The organism is Coprococcus sp. AF19-8AC, from assembly GCF_003603115.1.
In the GTDB taxonomy this organism is placed as follows: domain Bacteria; phylum Bacillota; class Clostridia; order Lachnospirales; family Lachnospiraceae; genus Coprococcus; species Coprococcus aceti.
This window is the reverse complement of record NZ_QTMI01000002.1, coordinates 591161-608235: the sequence shown is the minus strand read 5'-3', so window position 1 is coordinate 608235 and position 17075 is coordinate 591161. Positions and strand designations below refer to the sequence as shown.

The following is a 17075-nucleotide window of genomic DNA, read 5'->3' as shown; positions in this document are numbered from 1 at the left end:
ATATACATATTATGGGCAATATAAATTATGATGATATTTTGTCCCGGCTGAGCAGGATCAGACAGGACAATCTTCGCAGACAGGACAACAGAAAAGCTGAGGTATATGCTAGGATCCCTCGTATAAAGGAGATCGACGATGCCATCGCCCACAGTGCCGTCCAGGCATCAAGGGCAAGGATACTGCATCAGGAAGTGGATGAAGAAGCACTCTCCATGAAGAACCACGCTCTCCGCGATGAGAAGCATCAGCTCATGGCACAGACCGGATACCCTGACGATTATCTGGCACCGATATACAACTGCCCCGCATGCAGAGACAGCGGATATGTAGATGGTAAGCCATGTTCATGTCTGAAACACATGGTCATCAGCCAGTTGTACCAGCAGTCCACCATAGAGAAGGTGCTGGAGACGGAGAATTTTGCCAGCTTCAATCCTGATTTCTACAGAGATGAACACATTGCTGGCTACAATTACACTCCTTACCAGAATGCACAGAGTATATTGTCTGCATCAAGACAGTTCACAGAGAATTTTCAGGACAGCAGACCGGGCATTCTTATATATGGAGAGACCGGAACAGGCAAGACCTTCCTGACAAATTGTATCGCTAAGGAACTTTTAGACAAAGGTTATACAGTTTTATACTTGTCGGCGATAAATTTATTTGATAATATCTTACAGGACATTATAATAAAGGGTGGTCATGAACCGCATCAGAAGATGCTGTATGACTACATATATAACTGCGATTTTCTTATAATTGACGATCTGGGCACAGAGTACACCAACTCATTTGTCCTGTCTCAGTTATTTGAGATTATAAATACGAGAACTATCAAGAGACAGTCTACTCTCATTTCTACCAATCTTGATCTGCAGGAATTCAAGAACAGGTATACAGAGCGTATCATGTCACGAATAGTTGATAGCTATCTCATCTTCAATCTCTACGGAGATAACATCCGCTATGTAAAAAGAATGAAAAGCATAGCCAGGAACAAAAGGTAGACAACGAAAGCAGATTAGGAGGATTTTTATTATGCCAGACGATAGCAAGTTGGAAACAATACCTGTAGGAAGCTTAGGAATCATTGCTCATAAGAGCATTGTACCTCTCGGAGAGAAGGTCGATTCTTATATCGTAAAATGGAGAAAGAACCGTCAGAACGAGAACAAGTCAAGCATCGTATTCCACGGTTACGAGAAGGACTCTTACCTTATCAAGGCAGACTGCCCTAGATTTGGTTCAGGTGAGGCAAAGGGTATTGTCAACGAGTCAGTCCGCGGTAAAGACATATATATCATGCTTGATGTAGGAAACTATAGCTGCACATACACCATGGGTGGCCAGACTCAGAGAATGTCTCCTGACGATCACTATGCTGATCTGAAGAGAATCATCTCTGCCATGACAGACAAGCCTAGAAAGATCACTGTCATCATGCCTTTCCTGTATGAGAGCCGTCAGCACAAGAGATCAGGACGCGAGTCCCTCGACTGTGCAGTTATGCTCCAGGAGCTTCAGCAGTATGGTGTAGACAACATCGTTACATTTGACGCTCATGACCCACGTGTTGTAAATGCTATTCCAAAGAGCGGTTTCGAGAACGTAAAGCCTACTTACCAGTTTGTAAAGGCACTCCTCAGATCAACTCCTGATCTTGAAATAAACAACGATCACATGATGGTCATATCACCTGACGAGGGTGCTATGCACAGAGCGATCTACTTCGCTAACCTTCTCGGTGTAGATGTAGGTATGTTCTACAAGAGAAGAGATTACTCAAGAGTTGTGGACGGACGTAATCCTATCGTTGCCCATGAGTTCCTCGGTGATTCAGTTGAAGGCAAGGATGTTATAATCATCGACGACATGATCGCATCAGGCGAGAGTATGATAGATGTTGCCAAGCAGCTCAAGGCAAGAAAGGCTAAGAGAGTATTTGCACTTGCTACATTTGGTCTCTTCACCAAGGGTCTTGAGGTATTTGACAAGTGTCACGAGGAAGGTCTCATTGAGAAGGTCATCACAACCAACCTCACTTATCAGCTTCCTGAGCTTGCAGACCGCGACTGGTATGTATCAGCCGACATGAGCAAGTACATAGCACTCATTATCGATCACCTCAACCACGATGCATCTCTCAGCGATCTTCTTGATCCATCAGAGAGAATCAGTGCGAGAATTGCTGAGTACAAGGAGAAGCACACTATCTCAGATAACTACGAGAATTACTAATATACAATTATAGACTTACAAAAAAGACCTGCGGAAGCTCACCTGATACATACCATGTATCGCAAGCTTCCGCAGGTCTTTTAATTATTTATTATTAGAAACTTTCTACAATGTCACCACATTGCATGCTATATGAATATCCTCAAGTCTGTTAACCAGATCCTTATCGGATGTAAGCAATATCGTCTGCTCCGTGTTCACCATACTCATCGCCTTGAGCACTCCCGTGAGCTGACTCTCATCGGTCACATCTATCACATCGTCCAACACAAGTGGCATTTTCTCGTTGTTAAGTATCTCTGCAACAGCCAGCCGCACAGCCAGATACACCTGACGAACGACCTCATGTCCCAGGAATTCCGCCCTGAAGAAATGGTCATCCTTTTTCACTGCAACATGCATCTCATCATCGAGCTTTGCCTCCTGATACTGTCCACCGGAGAGTGCGCTAAGAATATCCGATACTCTGCCGTCTATACCGGCAAACAGTCCTGAGAACTCCTCCGATATGTCCATTATGGTATTGATAGCCTTATCTATGGCCTTCTTCTCAGTCTCAAGAACATCATAGTCCGCAAATATGGCGTCTCTCTTCTCCTTGAGTTCATAATAGGCATCCCTCTTCTCTATGGCATCATGCTCCTGGAACTTGAACATATCAAGCTTCCTGTCATGCTCCTCCTGAAAAGCTCTGTCTATCTCAACGCGAACCGTCCTCGACTCAGTTGCTCTTCCCATCTCATATATGGTTCTCCTGAACTCCTCCTCAGACGGAAGCTTATCACTGTCAAATGCGCCTTTCCTGAACAATCCATCTATGATGGTTATAGCAACAAACGCAATCGTACATATCGTGAATAGCTGCTGTATGGACTTCTGAAAACCAACAAGGTGAACCACTAGCATGACCACCGCAACAACCAGTATTCCTGTTGCCATTATGACAAATATATTGTCCGTCAGCTTCTTGTCCTTCTTCTCCTGCTTCTTTTTCTCCTTCAGCTCGTCCTCATCATCTATAGCTTCAACCTCAAGGAATATTCTGCTTCGCTCCCTGTCCTCATCCTCGTCAGGGATCTCAGCATCCTTTTCATTCACAAGCTGCCTTGCCTCTCTCTTCAAACGTGCGATCTCCATATTATAAGCATCAAGCTCCTCACGTCTGGCAGTTCGGATGTCTTCAAGCTCCTTATCAACTTCACCCAGCTCATCCATCTGGGCTTCCAGCTCTTCTATCTGAACCAGATACTTCTGATTGTCATATTTCTTCTTTTCATTCTCAAGATACGCCACTGCGTCTGCTCTGTTTATTCCGCTGCAGCCCGTCTCCTTCATATTCTGAAGATACTTCTCGAGTCTGTCACACAAAGCTTTGTCATCTCCGCCCATCTCCTCCGGCGGATCAACACACATTGCATCCACAAATGTGCTCTTGTCCATATCAAACAGGACACCTCTGTAGGAATTCTTAGACACAAGTCTCTCATCCTTCCCGCTCTCTATATCAGTGAGCGTTGCACCGTCCGTGGACATGTTGAAATTTCTCTCCATAAGATGACTCTTTCCAGCATTTGTCACCTGTGCCTTTCCGGCATATCCATTTCCACCGGATGGCTTTCTTAATGCAAAATTGTCTCCCCGGGATCCAAGGCCCTTGGTTTTATTCATACCATACAGTATACCGGACACAAAATCCCTGATCGTACTCTTGCCGGCTCCGGGCTCTCCATAGAGCACATTCAAGCCTTTGTCCAGCTTTATTTCTTTGTTATTGAATTTTCCAAATTCTTTCAAAAAAAGTTTATTTATATACATTACTTTTCTCCAGTTGCTATGATCGCCTCAAGACCATATTCAAGTGCCTTTTTGCTGACCTCGTCATCCTCACCGGACAACTCAGCGATAAATCTTCCAAGTACATTGTGCTCATTGTCCCTCTTGAGACCATCAGCATTGTACTCGAACATCGTATTATCCACAACCTCATATATCTTGTAATCCTGAGACACATCATCAAACTGAGGTCTCACTCCGCACCCCTTCTGGCCCTTCAGGATAACCCGATATATGTTCTGCGTTCCCATCTTATCGATCTGTTTCAGAACAGCATGCTCGATCTGTCTGTCAGTATATTCCGGCTTTATCTCAAGTCCAAGGTTGATGTAATTCCTGCAGGCAACAGGCTCCCACTTTATCCTTGTCTCTCCGTTTATTATCTGTCCATAAATAAAGCCATGCTTTCCTGTGTCAGAAGGTGACAAAGGCTCCGGCGATCCCGGATATGCCATACGGTTCTTCACCATGTGCTTCGGCTTTCTCAGGTGTCCGAGTGCCACATAGTCAAATCCTGTGTCAGCCAGCTTTCGGAAATTAAATGGACTGTGGCTGGCATCTCCTCCATGCATGAGAAGTATATTGACAGCGCCTTCCGTCTGGGCATCTATCCCCTCTGAAAAATCCTCCGTGTATTCCGCCTGTCCATAGCTGAAACCGGTCACACAGGTATTTATATCTTCAAAATACGCATTGCTGAACTCCCCAGCCGGAAGAAGCACTGTGTTCGATGTGAACTCATAATTCTCCGATGGAGATCCACTTTCAATGTAATCACTACTGCCCGCAATGATCACCGTTCTTGTATTTGTAAGTTTTGCAAGTCTGGCATCAAGCTTTGCAAGATCCGCAGCCTTCGGCGCACTGTGATACAGATTTCCGGCAATGAGAAGCAGATCCACCTTTCTCTCCTCCGCAATTTCCAGTATCCTGTCAAATGTGTTTTCTATCTCTTTAGCGCGGATGTCACTCCAAGGCTTTCCCTTGTCAGGAATCATCCCCAAATGCACATCCGAAACATGAATAAATCTCATATCCTAACCTCTAATCTATAGTTAAACTGCCTTTTTCTAATAGCCCACACTTAGTCCGCTATTATACAATCATCAAAAGTTTAACCCAAATCAGAGAAAAATACAACATAAGCTATGTTAAAACTTTGTGACATGCAGATACTTCTCCCTCGTGGCAAGCCCTCCTCTTATATGTCTCTCCGCCTTGTTGGCATCCAGCACCACCCTGGCCTGGGCCGCCAGCATGGGTCTTATACGGACCAGCCGTTCCGTTATATCCTTGTGCACCGTTGATTTGCTTATACCCATCTTGTCCGCTGTCTGTCTCACAGTCGCCCTTGTGTCTATGATATAATTTGCCGCTTCGATTGCCCGCTCTTCTATGTAATCCTTCAAAGAAAAAGCCCCCGCATATTCTGTTTTTACAGTCTATGCGGGGGCATGCGGTTTATGTACATTTAATCCTGATTTATGGGGATCAGCACAAGTGTTTCATATTCCCCATATGTATTCTTTATCTCCATTATTCCATTGTACTTGTCCATGGTATTTTTCACATTTTGTATACCATATCCATGAGTCATATCCTTACTGCCGCCCACGTCAGACTGTGTACTGCTATTTTTCACATCTATTACCAAATGCCGGTCTGTCTGCACTATTGCCAGCTTTATATATACCCCCTCTTTTTCCTTCTGTTTCTTACATGCATTGATACTGTTATCCAGCAGATTCCCTATTATTATACACATATCATAGTCAGAGACCATTATTGAATTTTTATCGAACTTAAAATCCGTATGAAATTTCACGCCATTGTTTTGGGCAAATGTATACGCACTGTTCACAAATGTATCAATAACAAGATTTCCTGTTTTTGAAACAACATATTTATTTTTTAATTCTTCCTCATATCTATCACATACTGTTCTTATCCTGTCATATTCTTTCTCTTCTATGCATGACCTTATATAGCTTATATGCTTCTGGGTATCATGAACCATACTGCCAATTTTCTTATAAGAAAGAACCAATTGGTCATATTTATCCGACTGATGCTCCAACTGATAACCAAGCATTGTTACCTGATTTTTCAATTTATAATTATCCACCATGTTATCAAACAGATAATAATTCAAAACATTTAAGACCAGCACAATTATCAGCACAAATATAAATCCGTACCCTGACAAAAGCACGATCTGTTCTGGTATTATCAAGTATAGATAACAACTTATCATTGGAGTTATAAGCACTATGACCAACTGTTTAAATGAATATCTACCTGATACATAATTTCTCACTACCAGTATTATGATCAGGACAGGCAGCATAATAAACTGTGCATACATATCCATCACCGAGATCAGATGAGTTATTCCACCGTCATACAGCATCTGATCCGTTGTAATTACCACTACATCAGATAAACCGATGCTCACCAGATAACCCAATACCCATATAATAACCGCAGATATACATTCAGCTATACGGGAATCATATAGGCAAATAAATACGAGCATGATAACTATATGCGCGGACACCTGGCTGACCATTGCTTTCTCCTGTGACACATCTATCATGAAAAGCTGTCCGCCTCTTGAAGCCAGCTCTGTTAAAATAAATATACCCCAATATGCCATTGTCGATATTCTAAGCGGAGGCTTTCCAAGCCATTTCTCTACATAAACTTTTACAGTCACAGCATCCATAATTGCTGATATAAAAATTAATACTAAATAACTCACCCTTTAACCTCTAATGCTCCCCATATCTGATATAACCGTATTAATAAGACTCTTCCTTACCTCTTCCTCATATTTCCTTGACAACGGAATAATCTCGTTATTATCCAAAACAAGCTCCCCGCCTCTCAAGGTAACTATGTGATCTATATTCACAATATACCCCTTAAAGCTGTATACAAACCTTTTGTCCTTTAACAAGTTAAACCATTTTTTTAAATTTCCTGTAACCTGTATAATCTCTTTTGCAGAATGGATATCTACACTCTTTTGAAATTTTCTCGAGGTTTCTATATACATAATATCAGGTATATTAACAACTCTTTCTCCATCTGCCGCTGGCACAATCAACTTGTTAAACTCCATGTCCCTTATCTCACGCAAAACCTGAGATAATACTTGTTCCAACTCTATATATTTAAGAGGTTTCTGAATATAATTATATGCATGCACAGAAAAGCTCCGTCCCATATGTCCCGGGTAATTGCTTACAAAAATGATAATTGCATTTTTGTCGTATCTTTTTCGGATAATTGAGGCGATATATATTCCATCCTCCTTCTCCATTTCCACATCAAAGACAAAAAAATCATAATGTTCACCAGATTCCATCTTGTCCAGCAATTCCTGCCCCGTCCTGTAGTTGGCGCATTCAATATCCAGATTGTGTTTAAACGAATACTCCAATATGCATTTTTCTGCAATGTCTATATCCTTCTGCTCATCATCACATATAGCAACTTTTAACATCTTCCGCCTTTCATTTACCAATTAATACAACTTACGTAAATTTTAGAGCAACTAAACTTTACTAATTATAATTTATTAATGATGGGAGGTAAAGTAGTTATACTTATTATTAAAATATTGAAAGGAATCAGGTAATGCTTAAACAGAATTACATACTATTCAGGAAAACTCCACAATGCTTTTGGCCTTCCATCGCTGCTATCATATTTTGTATTTTATACTCAGTATACAAATTCATTGAAGACAGTCTGCTTAGAGAATTTAACTACATTGATATAGTTGAACATACAGATATGATGCTTGGAAATTCCATATATTATTATATTCTGTTTTTGTACTTGTCCTTTGAATACACATCTATCGTAAAAAAAACCAATATGGTAGAGAGCATAAGCACATACACTATGTCATCAATTAAAAGAGAATCACAGCAACTGCTTATTCTCTCTATCATAAATGTCTTATTATGTATGTGCATGTTAGTTCTATGTATATGCCTTTGTATACTGTCAGGTTCTTCCTCTGCAGACTTTTATATATATACAATTAAGGCTATTTTCACACATGTATTTATGGTTAACACTTGTGCGGTTATGACTGGGCTCATCATATCGTATATCAACAATACTATCCTTGCCTATCTTGCATTATTTGGGTTCACTATAGTTGCCATATTGCAATCGGGTAAGTTCACCTTTCCTGCGGAAGATAAAATCGGCAGTATACAGGAAATATCCAATATATTCTGTGCTTCTCTTACTTATATTCCAGATGAAGCAGCTTTAATTCCTGTAAATATACATTTTCTGTCCAAACCTTTGTATATAGTATTTGGCGTGATCTCCGTATATTTGATCACAAATTTCTTCAGATACAAGAAGTTATCTTTGATTTTTGCCACCATATTTTCAGTGTTATGCTCGTTTTCCTTTATTTATATCTGCAACATCCCATATAATGGTAGTAACCCTGGATACGCAGACGATTCCTCGGATTTATTTGCAAATGAACAGGAATTACTTACTCCAACAAAGGAAATAGATTTTTATGTTACAGAGTATAACATACATTTTGACATAAGGAAGAATTTGATCGCAGATATGTATATGCAGCTATCAGACACCAGTCTCCCTGAATACCATTTTATACTCTGTAAAGATTACAATATCGACTATATAGCAGATGATCAGGATAATGCTATCCGCTATAGCAGAAATGGGAATAAGCTATGCATATACAACGAAACCGGCAATCTCTCATCCATATACATAAAGTATACAGGAAAATCCTACAATATTTGCTACACAGGGGAAAATGGTGCATATCTTCCTGGGAACTTCCCGTATTACCCAATTGCTGGAAATGGAGACTTATTTCAAAACGGATATTGCCGGCTTCCTAAGGATCTGAGCAGGTTCACAGTATCCATATACTCTGATTTTACTACGTATAGCAATCTCAGCTTGTCCGGTGACACGTTCAGTGGTTTCAGTGATCAGCTAAGCATTGTTTCCGGCATATTTTGGAGAGAACAGATTATTGATAATGTGCGATACATTTTCCCATATATTGGCGCGGACACCGATCCGAGTCGAAACCACTACATAACAAGCCAGATAAAAAAATATATAAACTATACACCTGAAGAAAAGGCAACTGATTATTCCCTTATCGGAAAAACAATCCTGATACAACCAATACACAGAAATGCATATATGTATGGTTCTGACATGGTGATGTTTGATGCTGCAGGTAATTTGGATATTTACTACACCAATTATATACAGACAGGTAATTGGTACAATATTGATTCAATTCTCACCGATGAGGAACTTCAAAAGATTCAGGAAGATGTATACGACGAACTTGGCATCACTGAAACAACAGAATAAAGTAACTTGTATCCGTTCAGATAAAGGGGGATTATTATGCTGGAAATAAAAAATATGGCAACTACTTTGGGAGGGAACACAATTCTTCACAATTTAAACTGTAATTTTGAATCAGGAGTACACGGACTACTCGGTCCTAATGGTGCCGGCAAAACCACATTCATGAGATCCCTTATTGGGTTATATCCATCAGCTACCGGAAGCATTCTCCTGAACGGAGCAAATATACATTCTGTTGATATCGGGTATCTGCCTCAGAAATTTGGCCTTTTTCCCGGAATGACCGTAAGAGAATGTATGCGTTATATTGCATTTTCCAAGGGTATTTCATCATGTAGTCTTGATGAAGACATCGAATCAGTTATAGAAAGTGTCAATTTATCAAGTTATATTGACAAAAAGGCTCATACTCTGTCTGGCGGAATGGTGAGACGTGTTGGAATCGCCCAGGCTTTTCTTGGCAATCCCCCTATAATAATATGCGATGAACCGACAGCAGGTCTTGATCCTGAGGAAAGACTCAGATTCAGGGATCTTATAAAACAAACCAATTGTGATGACAAGATAATTATTATATCCACACACATCGTAGACGATGCGGAGTTTTTGTGTGATTATATAGAAATTATCGATCAAGGCTATATAATTGCAAAAGACACTACAGACGGAATCAAAACAGCCATGACCAGGCTTTGGGCTTCCCCTTCTATTGATACCTCAGAGCCTGCATCAGCTGATCCCACTTTGGAAGATGGATACATGTATATTCTTAAGTCTTACAGGAACGGAGTGTAACTATGGTGCAAAGAATACATAACTCACTATTTATATTGCGTAAGGGAATGATACTCTGTGTAATTTTAGCTGTTTTAGCTGCTATTACGGGCTTTATGATGATGAAACCCCTTGATCTGCAGGATAAAGAAAACGCACTGCAGCAGTGTTACTGCATAGCATATCCTGTGTGCGTTATGCTGCTATATACAATAACCTTTATGCCGTTTGTATATAGCCCAAGCCGGGAACTTTTTTACATATCCCACAGAATAAAATGGGTAGAAACAATTATTCCATTTTTATACCTGTCTTTATTAATGTGTGCAATAACATCGTTGTTGTTCTTCAGGACAATTCTCTACCCAGAAAGATTTATAGCCAAAAATCTTATTATAATATATTGCTTCTGCGGTTTATATTACGGCACAGTATATACAGCGAAGAACATCACCATAGCCATCATTTTATCATTTACACTGATCATCCTGTCTCTTAGCGGAGGAAATCTCTTTAATGCTATCATACCATGGTATATTGATGTTCACTCAGTTAAGACTCTCGCCTCTTTTATGAAAGAATACATAATTTTAGGAAGTGCAGGCTGTATTCTGGGATTGTTCAGCAACCACAGATACTCAGATTACCAATAAATATATGCAACCTCTCTTTTTAAGCAATTTTAGGGAATCTCACAACAAATCTTGATCCTATATCCGCTCTGGATATGACTTGTATGGTGCCTCCGTGGGCATCCACGATCCATTTGGCGATGGACAGGCCAAGGCCCGAGCCCCCAGTCTCATTATTCCGGGCCTCGTCCGAGCGGTAGAATCTGTCAAATATGTGGGCCAGATCACCTGGATTCATTCCGGTTCCCTCGTCCTCTATCATATAACTGACATAACCGGGCTCCTCTTTTACACCGAGTATTATGGCCGTGCCGGGTTCAGAATACTTCGCCGCGTTCTGGACAAATATCCTGACGGACTGCTTGATCATCGCCACATCGCCGAGCACACACGCCTCATTCTCAGTGCCCCGGAACTCATATCTGTGGCTCTCGTCTATCATCATGGACTCCTCCCACACTTCACTTACCATGCGGTTGAGATCGGTTTTCTCCATGTTCAGGTGCTGCCTTCCACTGTCGCCCCTTGCAAGGAATAACAGCTGTTCCACAAGCTCCTTCATGTGCTGGGATTCATTTTTGAGTGCCTCTATGGACTCTCCCAGAACCTGTTCATCCTCCTTCCCCCAACGGTCGAGCATGTTCACATATCCCTGGATCACCGCGATAGGCGTCCTGAGCTCGTGGGAAGCATCCGACACAAATCTCATCTGACGTTTCTCATTCTCCTTCATATTCCTGAGCAGATTGTTGAGCGCGATCTCTATACTCTGAAGATCCTTGTCTCCGGTATGTATAACCTGCTCGTCGTCATCCGCGGACAGATGGGATATGGCTTTCTCCAGATCGTCTATCTTGTTGTGATCCATAGGCTCCTTGCTGAGTTTTTCCGCCGTCACCGCCAGATCATTCAGCGGTTTCAATCTTCTTCTGACATCCGCTGTCCTGAACAACGCAACAAACAATACTATAGTCTCCATCCCCAGCAATATAACGCCCGGAATCTCTATGATATCCCAAAGGATCTTAACGTCATATCTGTACTTCTTCTCATCTGACCCTTCTATTATATATTCATACGCTCCGCCATCTTCATTTTTCTCAACGTAATATCTCATTCCACCCACGCCCTGTGGCAGCTGTTTCCTGCCCCACACAGCAAATACACTTACAATAAGAAAGGCAATGACGATATCTATAAGTATCACATTGCCCAGTTCTTTGAGCCAGAAGCTCATGTTGATCCTTCTGGCTATCGATGACATTCTTTTGTTTTCGTTAGTTTTCTTTCCCATGTATTTTCTCTCTATCTATGCGTATCCGTGTCATGCGTTGCTGGCTTGTCACATATCTATCTGCTCTATCCTGGCATCCAAAATGGTCATTCTTTGATAACATATCCGACACCTCTGACAGTGGTGATCAGCTTAACTCCAAATCTGTCATCTATCTTTGTTCTCAGATACCTCACATACACATCTATGATATTGGTCTCTCCCAGATAATCATATCCGCACACCGCATTCAGCAGCTTTTCCCTGTCCATAACGATGTCCTTGTTCTCCATGAGTGTTCTCAGCAGCTCAAATTCCCTGTTTGTCAGCTCAACTATCTCGCCACACACTGTAACCTCATGCCTGTCGGTGTCCATGCACACTCCACGGATCTCTATCCTGTGTGTGTGAACCTCCGCAACTCCGCGTCTCTTCAATGCAACCCTTATCCTGGCAAGCAGCTCCTCTATGGCAAATGGCTTGGTGAGATAATCGTCTGCACCGGCATCAAGACCAGATACCTTGTCCATGACCGCATCCCTCGCGGTCAGCATGATGACCGGCACATCACTCTCCTTGCGGATTCTTCGAAGCACCTCCAGACCGTTGAGTCCCGGAAGCATCACATCCAGCACCACGAGGTCGAAGCCACCGGAAAGAGCTTTGTCCAACCCTGTTCTTCCATCAAATACCTTCTCCGCCTCGTATCCCTCATGCAGCAGCTCCAGCTCCACAAATCTTGCAATTTTCTCTTCATCCTCCACAATGAGAATCTTCTGTGCCATATCTTTTTCCTTTCTTTTATGACGGACGCTTGTTATTGACGTCGGACTTAAGGTTGTCTACTGAGTCGGCTACTTTGTCACATGCGCTATTAAGGTTTACGTTGATGTCACCAATTCCTTCAAAATGGTACCTGCACTCACAGAAGAGACCTACAACAAGAAGTGGAAGCACTACCCAGAATGCAAGTATGAGTGCGATCACAAGCACCAGAACCGGAACGTTTATCATGGTCTGGCCTCTGCGTTCTACTATGAATGTGCTATCCACACTCTTCTTTAACACCTTGCCGCACCATTTGAAAAATTTGTCCATCATCTGTCCAAACGTCACTTTATTGCAGTCATTTGTATATGTCTGCTGTGCCTGCTCGAACTCTGTTGATGTCTGCTGCTCTGCGCCTGTGGTAAAGCTCTCCACCTCAGGGGCTTTCACCTTGTCCAGCTTCTCAAGATAAATGATCGCATCCAGCAGATCATAATCGCATGCCTCAAGCGCATTCTTTGCATCCTCGTAACTTACGCCTGTTTTTTCTCTTAACTTTTCTACCTTTTCCAGTTTATCCATAATCTTTGCACCCTTTCTCATTATCTTAGTTTCATCGTCTTCCGATGATCTGTCATCTTTCTTATCGTTTGCTGCTGATATCATCAACTGATGTTATTACTATACCAACCGATGATTAATCTAAAATATGAGAAAGATTAAAATCAGGTTAATTTTATAATGAATAGAAGGATATGTCAAAGTTTGTTCCCCTTTTTATCTCGCTGCTATTTTTTACTATAAGTTAACTTATATTTATTTTATATTGTATTAAATTAGCTTTAAGTGTATAATTTGTTCAAAAGGAGGTTGATTACTATGTCCGATATAGAATTTGAAAGAAGAATGAATGACCAATTTGCAAAGAATCTTTTCTTTTTTCTTAATAAATATCAATATACTCAAGCTGCCTTTGCTAAGCAGATGAATGTCAGCACTGCAACTGTGTCAAATTGGTGTAACGGACTAAAGTCTCCCCGAATGGACAAAATTGACCACATGTGCGCTATTTTCAATTGCTCTAGGTCTGATCTTCTGGAAGAAAAAGATATCATAAGAAGCCAAAAGAAATCAGAGGCATATGCAATTCCTGTATTTGATTATATATCATGTGACAAAACATTTTGTTCAACCGAAAAGATTATTGATACAGAAGAAATACCCGAAAGTCTTGCTAAAACTGGCGAATTCTACGCTCTTAGAATAAAGGGGGATAGCATGGAACCCAAGATCAGCAGCGGCGACGTTGTAATTGTCCGTCAACAGGATGATGCAGACACAGGGGACACTGTTATTGCTACAATAGCTGGTGAAGACGCCGTGTGCAAACGCCTGAGAAAATATAAAGAAGGACTGGAACTGATTTCCACCAACCCCAGCTATGCACCGCTCTATTTTGACGATGAAACCATAAAAAATAAACCTGTCAAGATCATTGGTAAGGTAGTGGAGTTAAGGGCAAAATTTTAATGGATTGGAGTGATTATTATGCTTTTTTATGTATATGATGAGAATACTTCCTCGACTGCTCCTGTTGAGGTATCAGATATACCCGAGTTAAGCGAACAGGAACTTGAATTTATATATGATGATAAAATCAGAAAAGTATGGCACTCACAGGAGGAGGAATGGTATTTTTCCATAATTGATGTAATTGACGTTTTGACCGATAGTTCCGATCCAAAACAATATGTAAAAAAGTTACGATCCCGCGACCCAGAATTATCAGCTAACTGGGGTACAATTTGTACCCCTATTCAAATGATAGCCGCTGATGGTAAAATGCGTAAAATCCAAGCAACAAACACACATGGGTTATTGAGAATTATCCAGTCCATTCCGTCAAAAAAGGCTGAGCCATTCAAGCAATGGCTGGCAATGGTGGGCAAACAACGTCTGGACGAGGAAGTTGATCCTCAGATTGCTATAGATCGTGCTATAGAATCATACCGCAACAAAGGATATTCTGAAGATTGGATAGCCCAGCGTATGCGTGGGATAGAGATTCGTAAAGATATGACCAATGAGTGGAGGCGTGCCGGAATTACCGATTCCAGACAGTATGCTTCTCTTACAAACATACTTACTGCCGCATGGTCAGGAAAGACAGTGAAAGAATATAAAAAGTTTAAGGGACTGAAAAAAGAAAATCTCAGAGACAATATGACTAACACAGAGCTTGTCCTGAATGCTCTTGCAGAGATATCAACAACAGAGATATCAAAGGCAACTAATCCTCAAGGTATAACCGAGGCCACAGATGCTACCATCCAAGGTGGCAATATTGCCAGAAATGCACGTGAATCCCTTGAAAAGCAGATAGGGCGCAGCATACTATCCCCATTAAACTCCAACACTCCCAAGCTGCTTGATGACAGCAAGGAAAAGTAATATAAACCGAATATGTCACAACTATAAAATGCGTATGAATCCTCAGACAACAGTCTCGGTTATTCATACGCATTTTTATCTTTTCCATATCACACCGTTCCCGCAGCAATCTTCGCCGTGGACTTCTTCACACAGTAAAGACATGTCGGCAATATATAGATGGTCGCTGTGACCCACGCTGTCTGGTCAGCAAAACAGATGGCCGTGAATCCAAATGTTCCGACAAATCCCAGGCTCACTATGATCCTGGCCGCCATCTCTGTAACACCTGAGAATATAGCCCGACCGGAATATCCAAGTCCCTGTGTCACCATACGCGCCACGTTCAGTATACCGAGACTCCAGTAGAAGAATCCCATACATCTGAGGTATTTCGCAGAGGCATCAAGTACGTCGACTGCGCTCTTCTTTACAAATATCATTGAGAGCGGCCTGCCAAAGAATATCATGATAAGTCCTGCTATCAATCCATATCCCACTGCGACTGCTATCGCCTGCCACAAGCCCTGTTTTATACGTTTTGCCTGTCCGGCGCCAAGGTTCTGGCTGCAGAACACAGATGCCGCCGTTGCAAATGCATCAAATGGACACATAGTGAACTGCTTTATCCTCATACCGGCTGTGAAGCCTGACACATACAAACTTCCCAGCTTGTTATTTGCAGACTGCATGACCATACTTCCTATGGCAGTTATGGAAAACTGCAGGCCTGTCGGAATTCCCATGACGAGAAGTTCCTTCACTGCAGATCCCTCTATCTCCCTGTCCTCCGCCTCAAGATGCATGATCTGAACCTTCTTGAAGATATATACAAGACACAATATTCCACTCACCGCCTGTGCCGTGATGGTTGCTATAGCCGCACCGGCGCAGTCCCATTTGAGGACAACTATGCAGAACAGGTCAAGGAATATGTTGAGTATTGCCGAGAACGCAAGAAACATGAACGGCGTTCTGCTGTCTCCCAGAGACCTGAGCACACTTGACAGATAGTTGTACATGAGTGTGAACGGAATTCCCAGGAATATAACTATAAGATAAGCATATGCCTTGTCATATATATCCTGAGGAACCGAAAGCAGATGAAGTATCTGATTACAGCACACCGAACATACAATCGTGACTATCAACGCTATGATGCCCGTCAGCACCGCGCCGTTAAATATATACTTTCTCATCTTGTGCAGATTATTTGCACCAAAATACTTTGCAACAGGAACACCAAATCCTGCGCAACAGCCCATACAGAATCCCAGAACCAGAAACTGTATACTGCTGCTTGCTCCAACTCCCGCCAGAGCCTTATCTCCCAGTATCTGCCCCACAATAGCCGCATCTATTATGTTGTACGTCTGCTGGAGCAGATTGCCGAGCAAGAGCGGGGTGGCAAACTGCAGCATCAGACTGAGGGGCTTACCGGAAACCATGGACTTAGCCATGTCTTACACCTTCCTTACATTATTGATAGGACAATGAGTTGCCAATTTTTTCTTTGAACACAGAGTTGCTATACATATCATTCGCTGGGTTGCTTCCGCTTATTTCGCCCTGCAGCGGTACTAAGGTGCCGCCTCACATCGCCACCTAAGAACCGGCGGGCTCAAATTCCCTGCTCACGATATGTATAGCAACTCTGTGTAACAACTTTATTGTGACAACTCACCTGTTAGATGAATAATAACTACGTATGTAAGTCGGTT

16 protein-coding genes are annotated in these 17075 nt (G+C 41.9%); 7 read left to right on the top strand and 9 right to left on the bottom strand.

Translation table 11 applies throughout. The annotated features are described in order from the left end of the window. Positions 1–11: 11 nt before the first annotated feature. Positions 12–1013, top strand: coding sequence for an ATP-binding protein (locus DWX57_RS07475; protein WP_015534566.1), 1002 nt, complete (start codon positions 12–14; stop codon positions 1011–1013). Positions 1014–1044: 31 nt separating this feature from the next. After that, positions 1045–2244: a ribose-phosphate pyrophosphokinase gene (locus DWX57_RS07470; RefSeq protein ID WP_117550099.1), complete on the top strand. Its 1200-nt coding sequence runs from the start codon at positions 1045–1047 to the stop codon at positions 2242–2244. Positions 2245–2349: 105 nt separating this feature from the next. Here the strand turns inward: DWX57_RS07470 and DWX57_RS07465 are convergent, their stop codons facing one another. The 5 genes from DWX57_RS07465 to DWX57_RS07445 all read right to left on the bottom strand — a co-directional run bounded on the left by DWX57_RS07465 (position 2350) and on the right by DWX57_RS07445 (position 7585). Continuing rightward, entirely contained in the window at positions 2350–4059 is a 1710-nt protein-coding gene (locus tag DWX57_RS07465) for an ATP-binding protein (protein ID WP_117550097.1), read from the bottom strand. After that, positions 4059–5111: a metallophosphoesterase family protein gene (locus DWX57_RS07460; protein WP_120123388.1), complete on the bottom strand. Its 1053-nt coding sequence runs from the start codon at positions 5109–5111 to the stop codon at positions 4059–4061. The genes DWX57_RS07465 and DWX57_RS07460 overlap by 1 nt, the downstream gene beginning before the upstream one ends. A gap of 117 nt (positions 5112–5228) precedes the next feature. Next, positions 5229–5486 carry a sporulation transcriptional regulator SpoIIID gene (gene spoIIID, locus DWX57_RS07455; protein ID WP_055222251.1) on the bottom strand — a complete coding sequence of 86 codons (258 nt, stop codon included), beginning with the start codon at positions 5484–5486 and terminating at the stop codon, positions 5229–5231. Positions 5487–5548: 62 nt separating this feature from the next. Beyond that, on the bottom strand, positions 5549–6838 hold the full coding sequence (locus DWX57_RS07450; protein WP_133300878.1) for a sensor histidine kinase: 1290 nt from the start codon (positions 6836–6838) through the stop codon (positions 5549–5551). A 3-nt stretch (positions 6839–6841) separates the two neighbouring features. Beyond that, positions 6842–7585: a LytR/AlgR family response regulator transcription factor gene (locus DWX57_RS07445; RefSeq protein ID WP_120123384.1), complete on the bottom strand. Its 744-nt coding sequence runs from the start codon at positions 7583–7585 to the stop codon at positions 6842–6844. A 134-nt stretch (positions 7586–7719) separates the two neighbouring features. On the opposite strand from DWX57_RS07445, the gene DWX57_RS07440 reads away from it, so the two are divergent. Genes DWX57_RS07440 through DWX57_RS07430 form a run of 3 tightly spaced genes read left to right on the top strand, consistent with a single transcriptional unit; the run spans position 7720 to position 10904 of the window. Next, on the top strand, positions 7720–9477 hold the full coding sequence (locus tag DWX57_RS07440; RefSeq protein ID WP_118758393.1) for a hypothetical protein: 1758 nt from the start codon (positions 7720–7722) through the stop codon (positions 9475–9477). Between the two features lie 36 nt (positions 9478–9513). Next, positions 9514–10272 (top strand): ATP-binding cassette domain-containing protein, encoded by a 759-nt coding sequence (locus DWX57_RS07435; protein WP_120123381.1) that lies wholly within the window; start codon positions 9514–9516, stop codon positions 10270–10272. Positions 10273–10274: 2 nt separating this feature from the next. Then, positions 10275–10904 (top strand): hypothetical protein, encoded by a 630-nt coding sequence (locus DWX57_RS07430; protein ID WP_120123379.1) that lies wholly within the window; start codon positions 10275–10277, stop codon positions 10902–10904. Positions 10905–10923: 19 nt separating this feature from the next. Here DWX57_RS07430 and DWX57_RS07425 read toward each other — a convergent pair whose 3' ends face one another. The 3 genes from DWX57_RS07425 to DWX57_RS07415 form a co-directional block, all read right to left on the bottom strand. Then, positions 10924–12177, bottom strand: coding sequence for a sensor histidine kinase (locus DWX57_RS07425; RefSeq protein WP_118649581.1), 1254 nt, complete (start codon positions 12175–12177; stop codon positions 10924–10926). A gap of 86 nt (positions 12178–12263) precedes the next feature. After that, positions 12264–12941 (bottom strand): response regulator transcription factor, encoded by a 678-nt coding sequence (locus tag DWX57_RS07420; RefSeq protein ID WP_055222256.1) that lies wholly within the window; start codon positions 12939–12941, stop codon positions 12264–12266. A gap of 16 nt (positions 12942–12957) precedes the next feature. After that, positions 12958–13506 carry a DUF4342 domain-containing protein gene (locus DWX57_RS07415; RefSeq protein WP_243105855.1) on the bottom strand — a complete coding sequence of 183 codons (549 nt, stop codon included), beginning with the start codon at positions 13504–13506 and terminating at the stop codon, positions 12958–12960. A 297-nt stretch (positions 13507–13803) separates the two neighbouring features. Between DWX57_RS07415 and DWX57_RS07410 the strand changes: the two genes are divergently transcribed. Together DWX57_RS07410 and DWX57_RS07405 are read left to right on the top strand one after the other, a co-directional pair. After that, complete coding sequence (locus DWX57_RS07410) at positions 13804–14454, top strand: LexA family protein (RefSeq protein WP_187115862.1); 651 nt, start codon at positions 13804–13806, stop codon at positions 14452–14454. Between the two features lie 18 nt (positions 14455–14472). Further along, complete coding sequence (locus tag DWX57_RS07405; RefSeq protein WP_118649579.1) at positions 14473–15375, top strand: BRO family protein; 903 nt, start codon at positions 14473–14475, stop codon at positions 15373–15375. Between the two features lie 89 nt (positions 15376–15464). Here DWX57_RS07405 and DWX57_RS07400 read toward each other — a convergent pair whose 3' ends face one another. After that, positions 15465–16814 carry an MATE family efflux transporter gene (locus DWX57_RS07400; RefSeq protein ID WP_118016976.1) on the bottom strand — a complete coding sequence of 450 codons (1350 nt, stop codon included), beginning with the start codon at positions 16812–16814 and terminating at the stop codon, positions 15465–15467. Positions 16815–17075 lie beyond the last annotated feature (261 nt).

Coding starts and splice junctions, on each gene's coding strand:
- DWX57_RS07430 (WP_120123379.1), top strand. CDS start 10,275: ATGGTGCAAAGAATACATAACTCACTATTTATATTGCGTAAGGGAATG.
- DWX57_RS07475 (WP_015534566.1), top strand. CDS start 12: ATGGGCAATATAAATTATGATGATATTTTGTCCCGGCTGAGCAGGATC.
- DWX57_RS07440 (WP_118758393.1), top strand. CDS start 7,720: ATGCTTAAACAGAATTACATACTATTCAGGAAAACTCCACAATGCTTT.
- DWX57_RS07400 (WP_118016976.1), bottom strand. CDS start 16,814: ATGGCTAAGTCCATGGTTTCCGGTAAGCCCCTCAGTCTGATGCTGCAG.
- DWX57_RS07410 (WP_187115862.1), top strand. CDS start 13,804: ATGTCCGATATAGAATTTGAAAGAAGAATGAATGACCAATTTGCAAAG.
- DWX57_RS07435 (WP_120123381.1), top strand. CDS start 9,514: ATGCTGGAAATAAAAAATATGGCAACTACTTTGGGAGGGAACACAATT.
- DWX57_RS07420 (WP_055222256.1), bottom strand. CDS start 12,941: ATGGCACAGAAGATTCTCATTGTGGAGGATGAAGAGAAAATTGCAAGA.
- DWX57_RS07465 (WP_117550097.1), bottom strand. CDS start 4,059: ATGTATATAAATAAACTTTTTTTGAAAGAATTTGGAAAATTCAATAAC.
- DWX57_RS07460 (WP_120123388.1), bottom strand. CDS start 5,111: ATGAGATTTATTCATGTTTCGGATGTGCATTTGGGGATGATTCCTGAC.
- DWX57_RS07415 (WP_243105855.1), bottom strand. CDS start 13,506: ATGGATAAACTGGAAAAGGTAGAAAAGTTAAGAGAAAAAACAGGCGTA.
- DWX57_RS07445 (WP_120123384.1), bottom strand. CDS start 7,585: ATGTTAAAAGTTGCTATATGTGATGATGAGCAGAAGGATATAGACATT.
- DWX57_RS07425 (WP_118649581.1), bottom strand. CDS start 12,177: ATGGGAAAGAAAACTAACGAAAACAAAAGAATGTCATCGATAGCCAGA.
- DWX57_RS07470 (WP_117550099.1), top strand. CDS start 1,045: ATGCCAGACGATAGCAAGTTGGAAACAATACCTGTAGGAAGCTTAGGA.
- DWX57_RS07405 (WP_118649579.1), top strand. CDS start 14,473: ATGCTTTTTTATGTATATGATGAGAATACTTCCTCGACTGCTCCTGTT.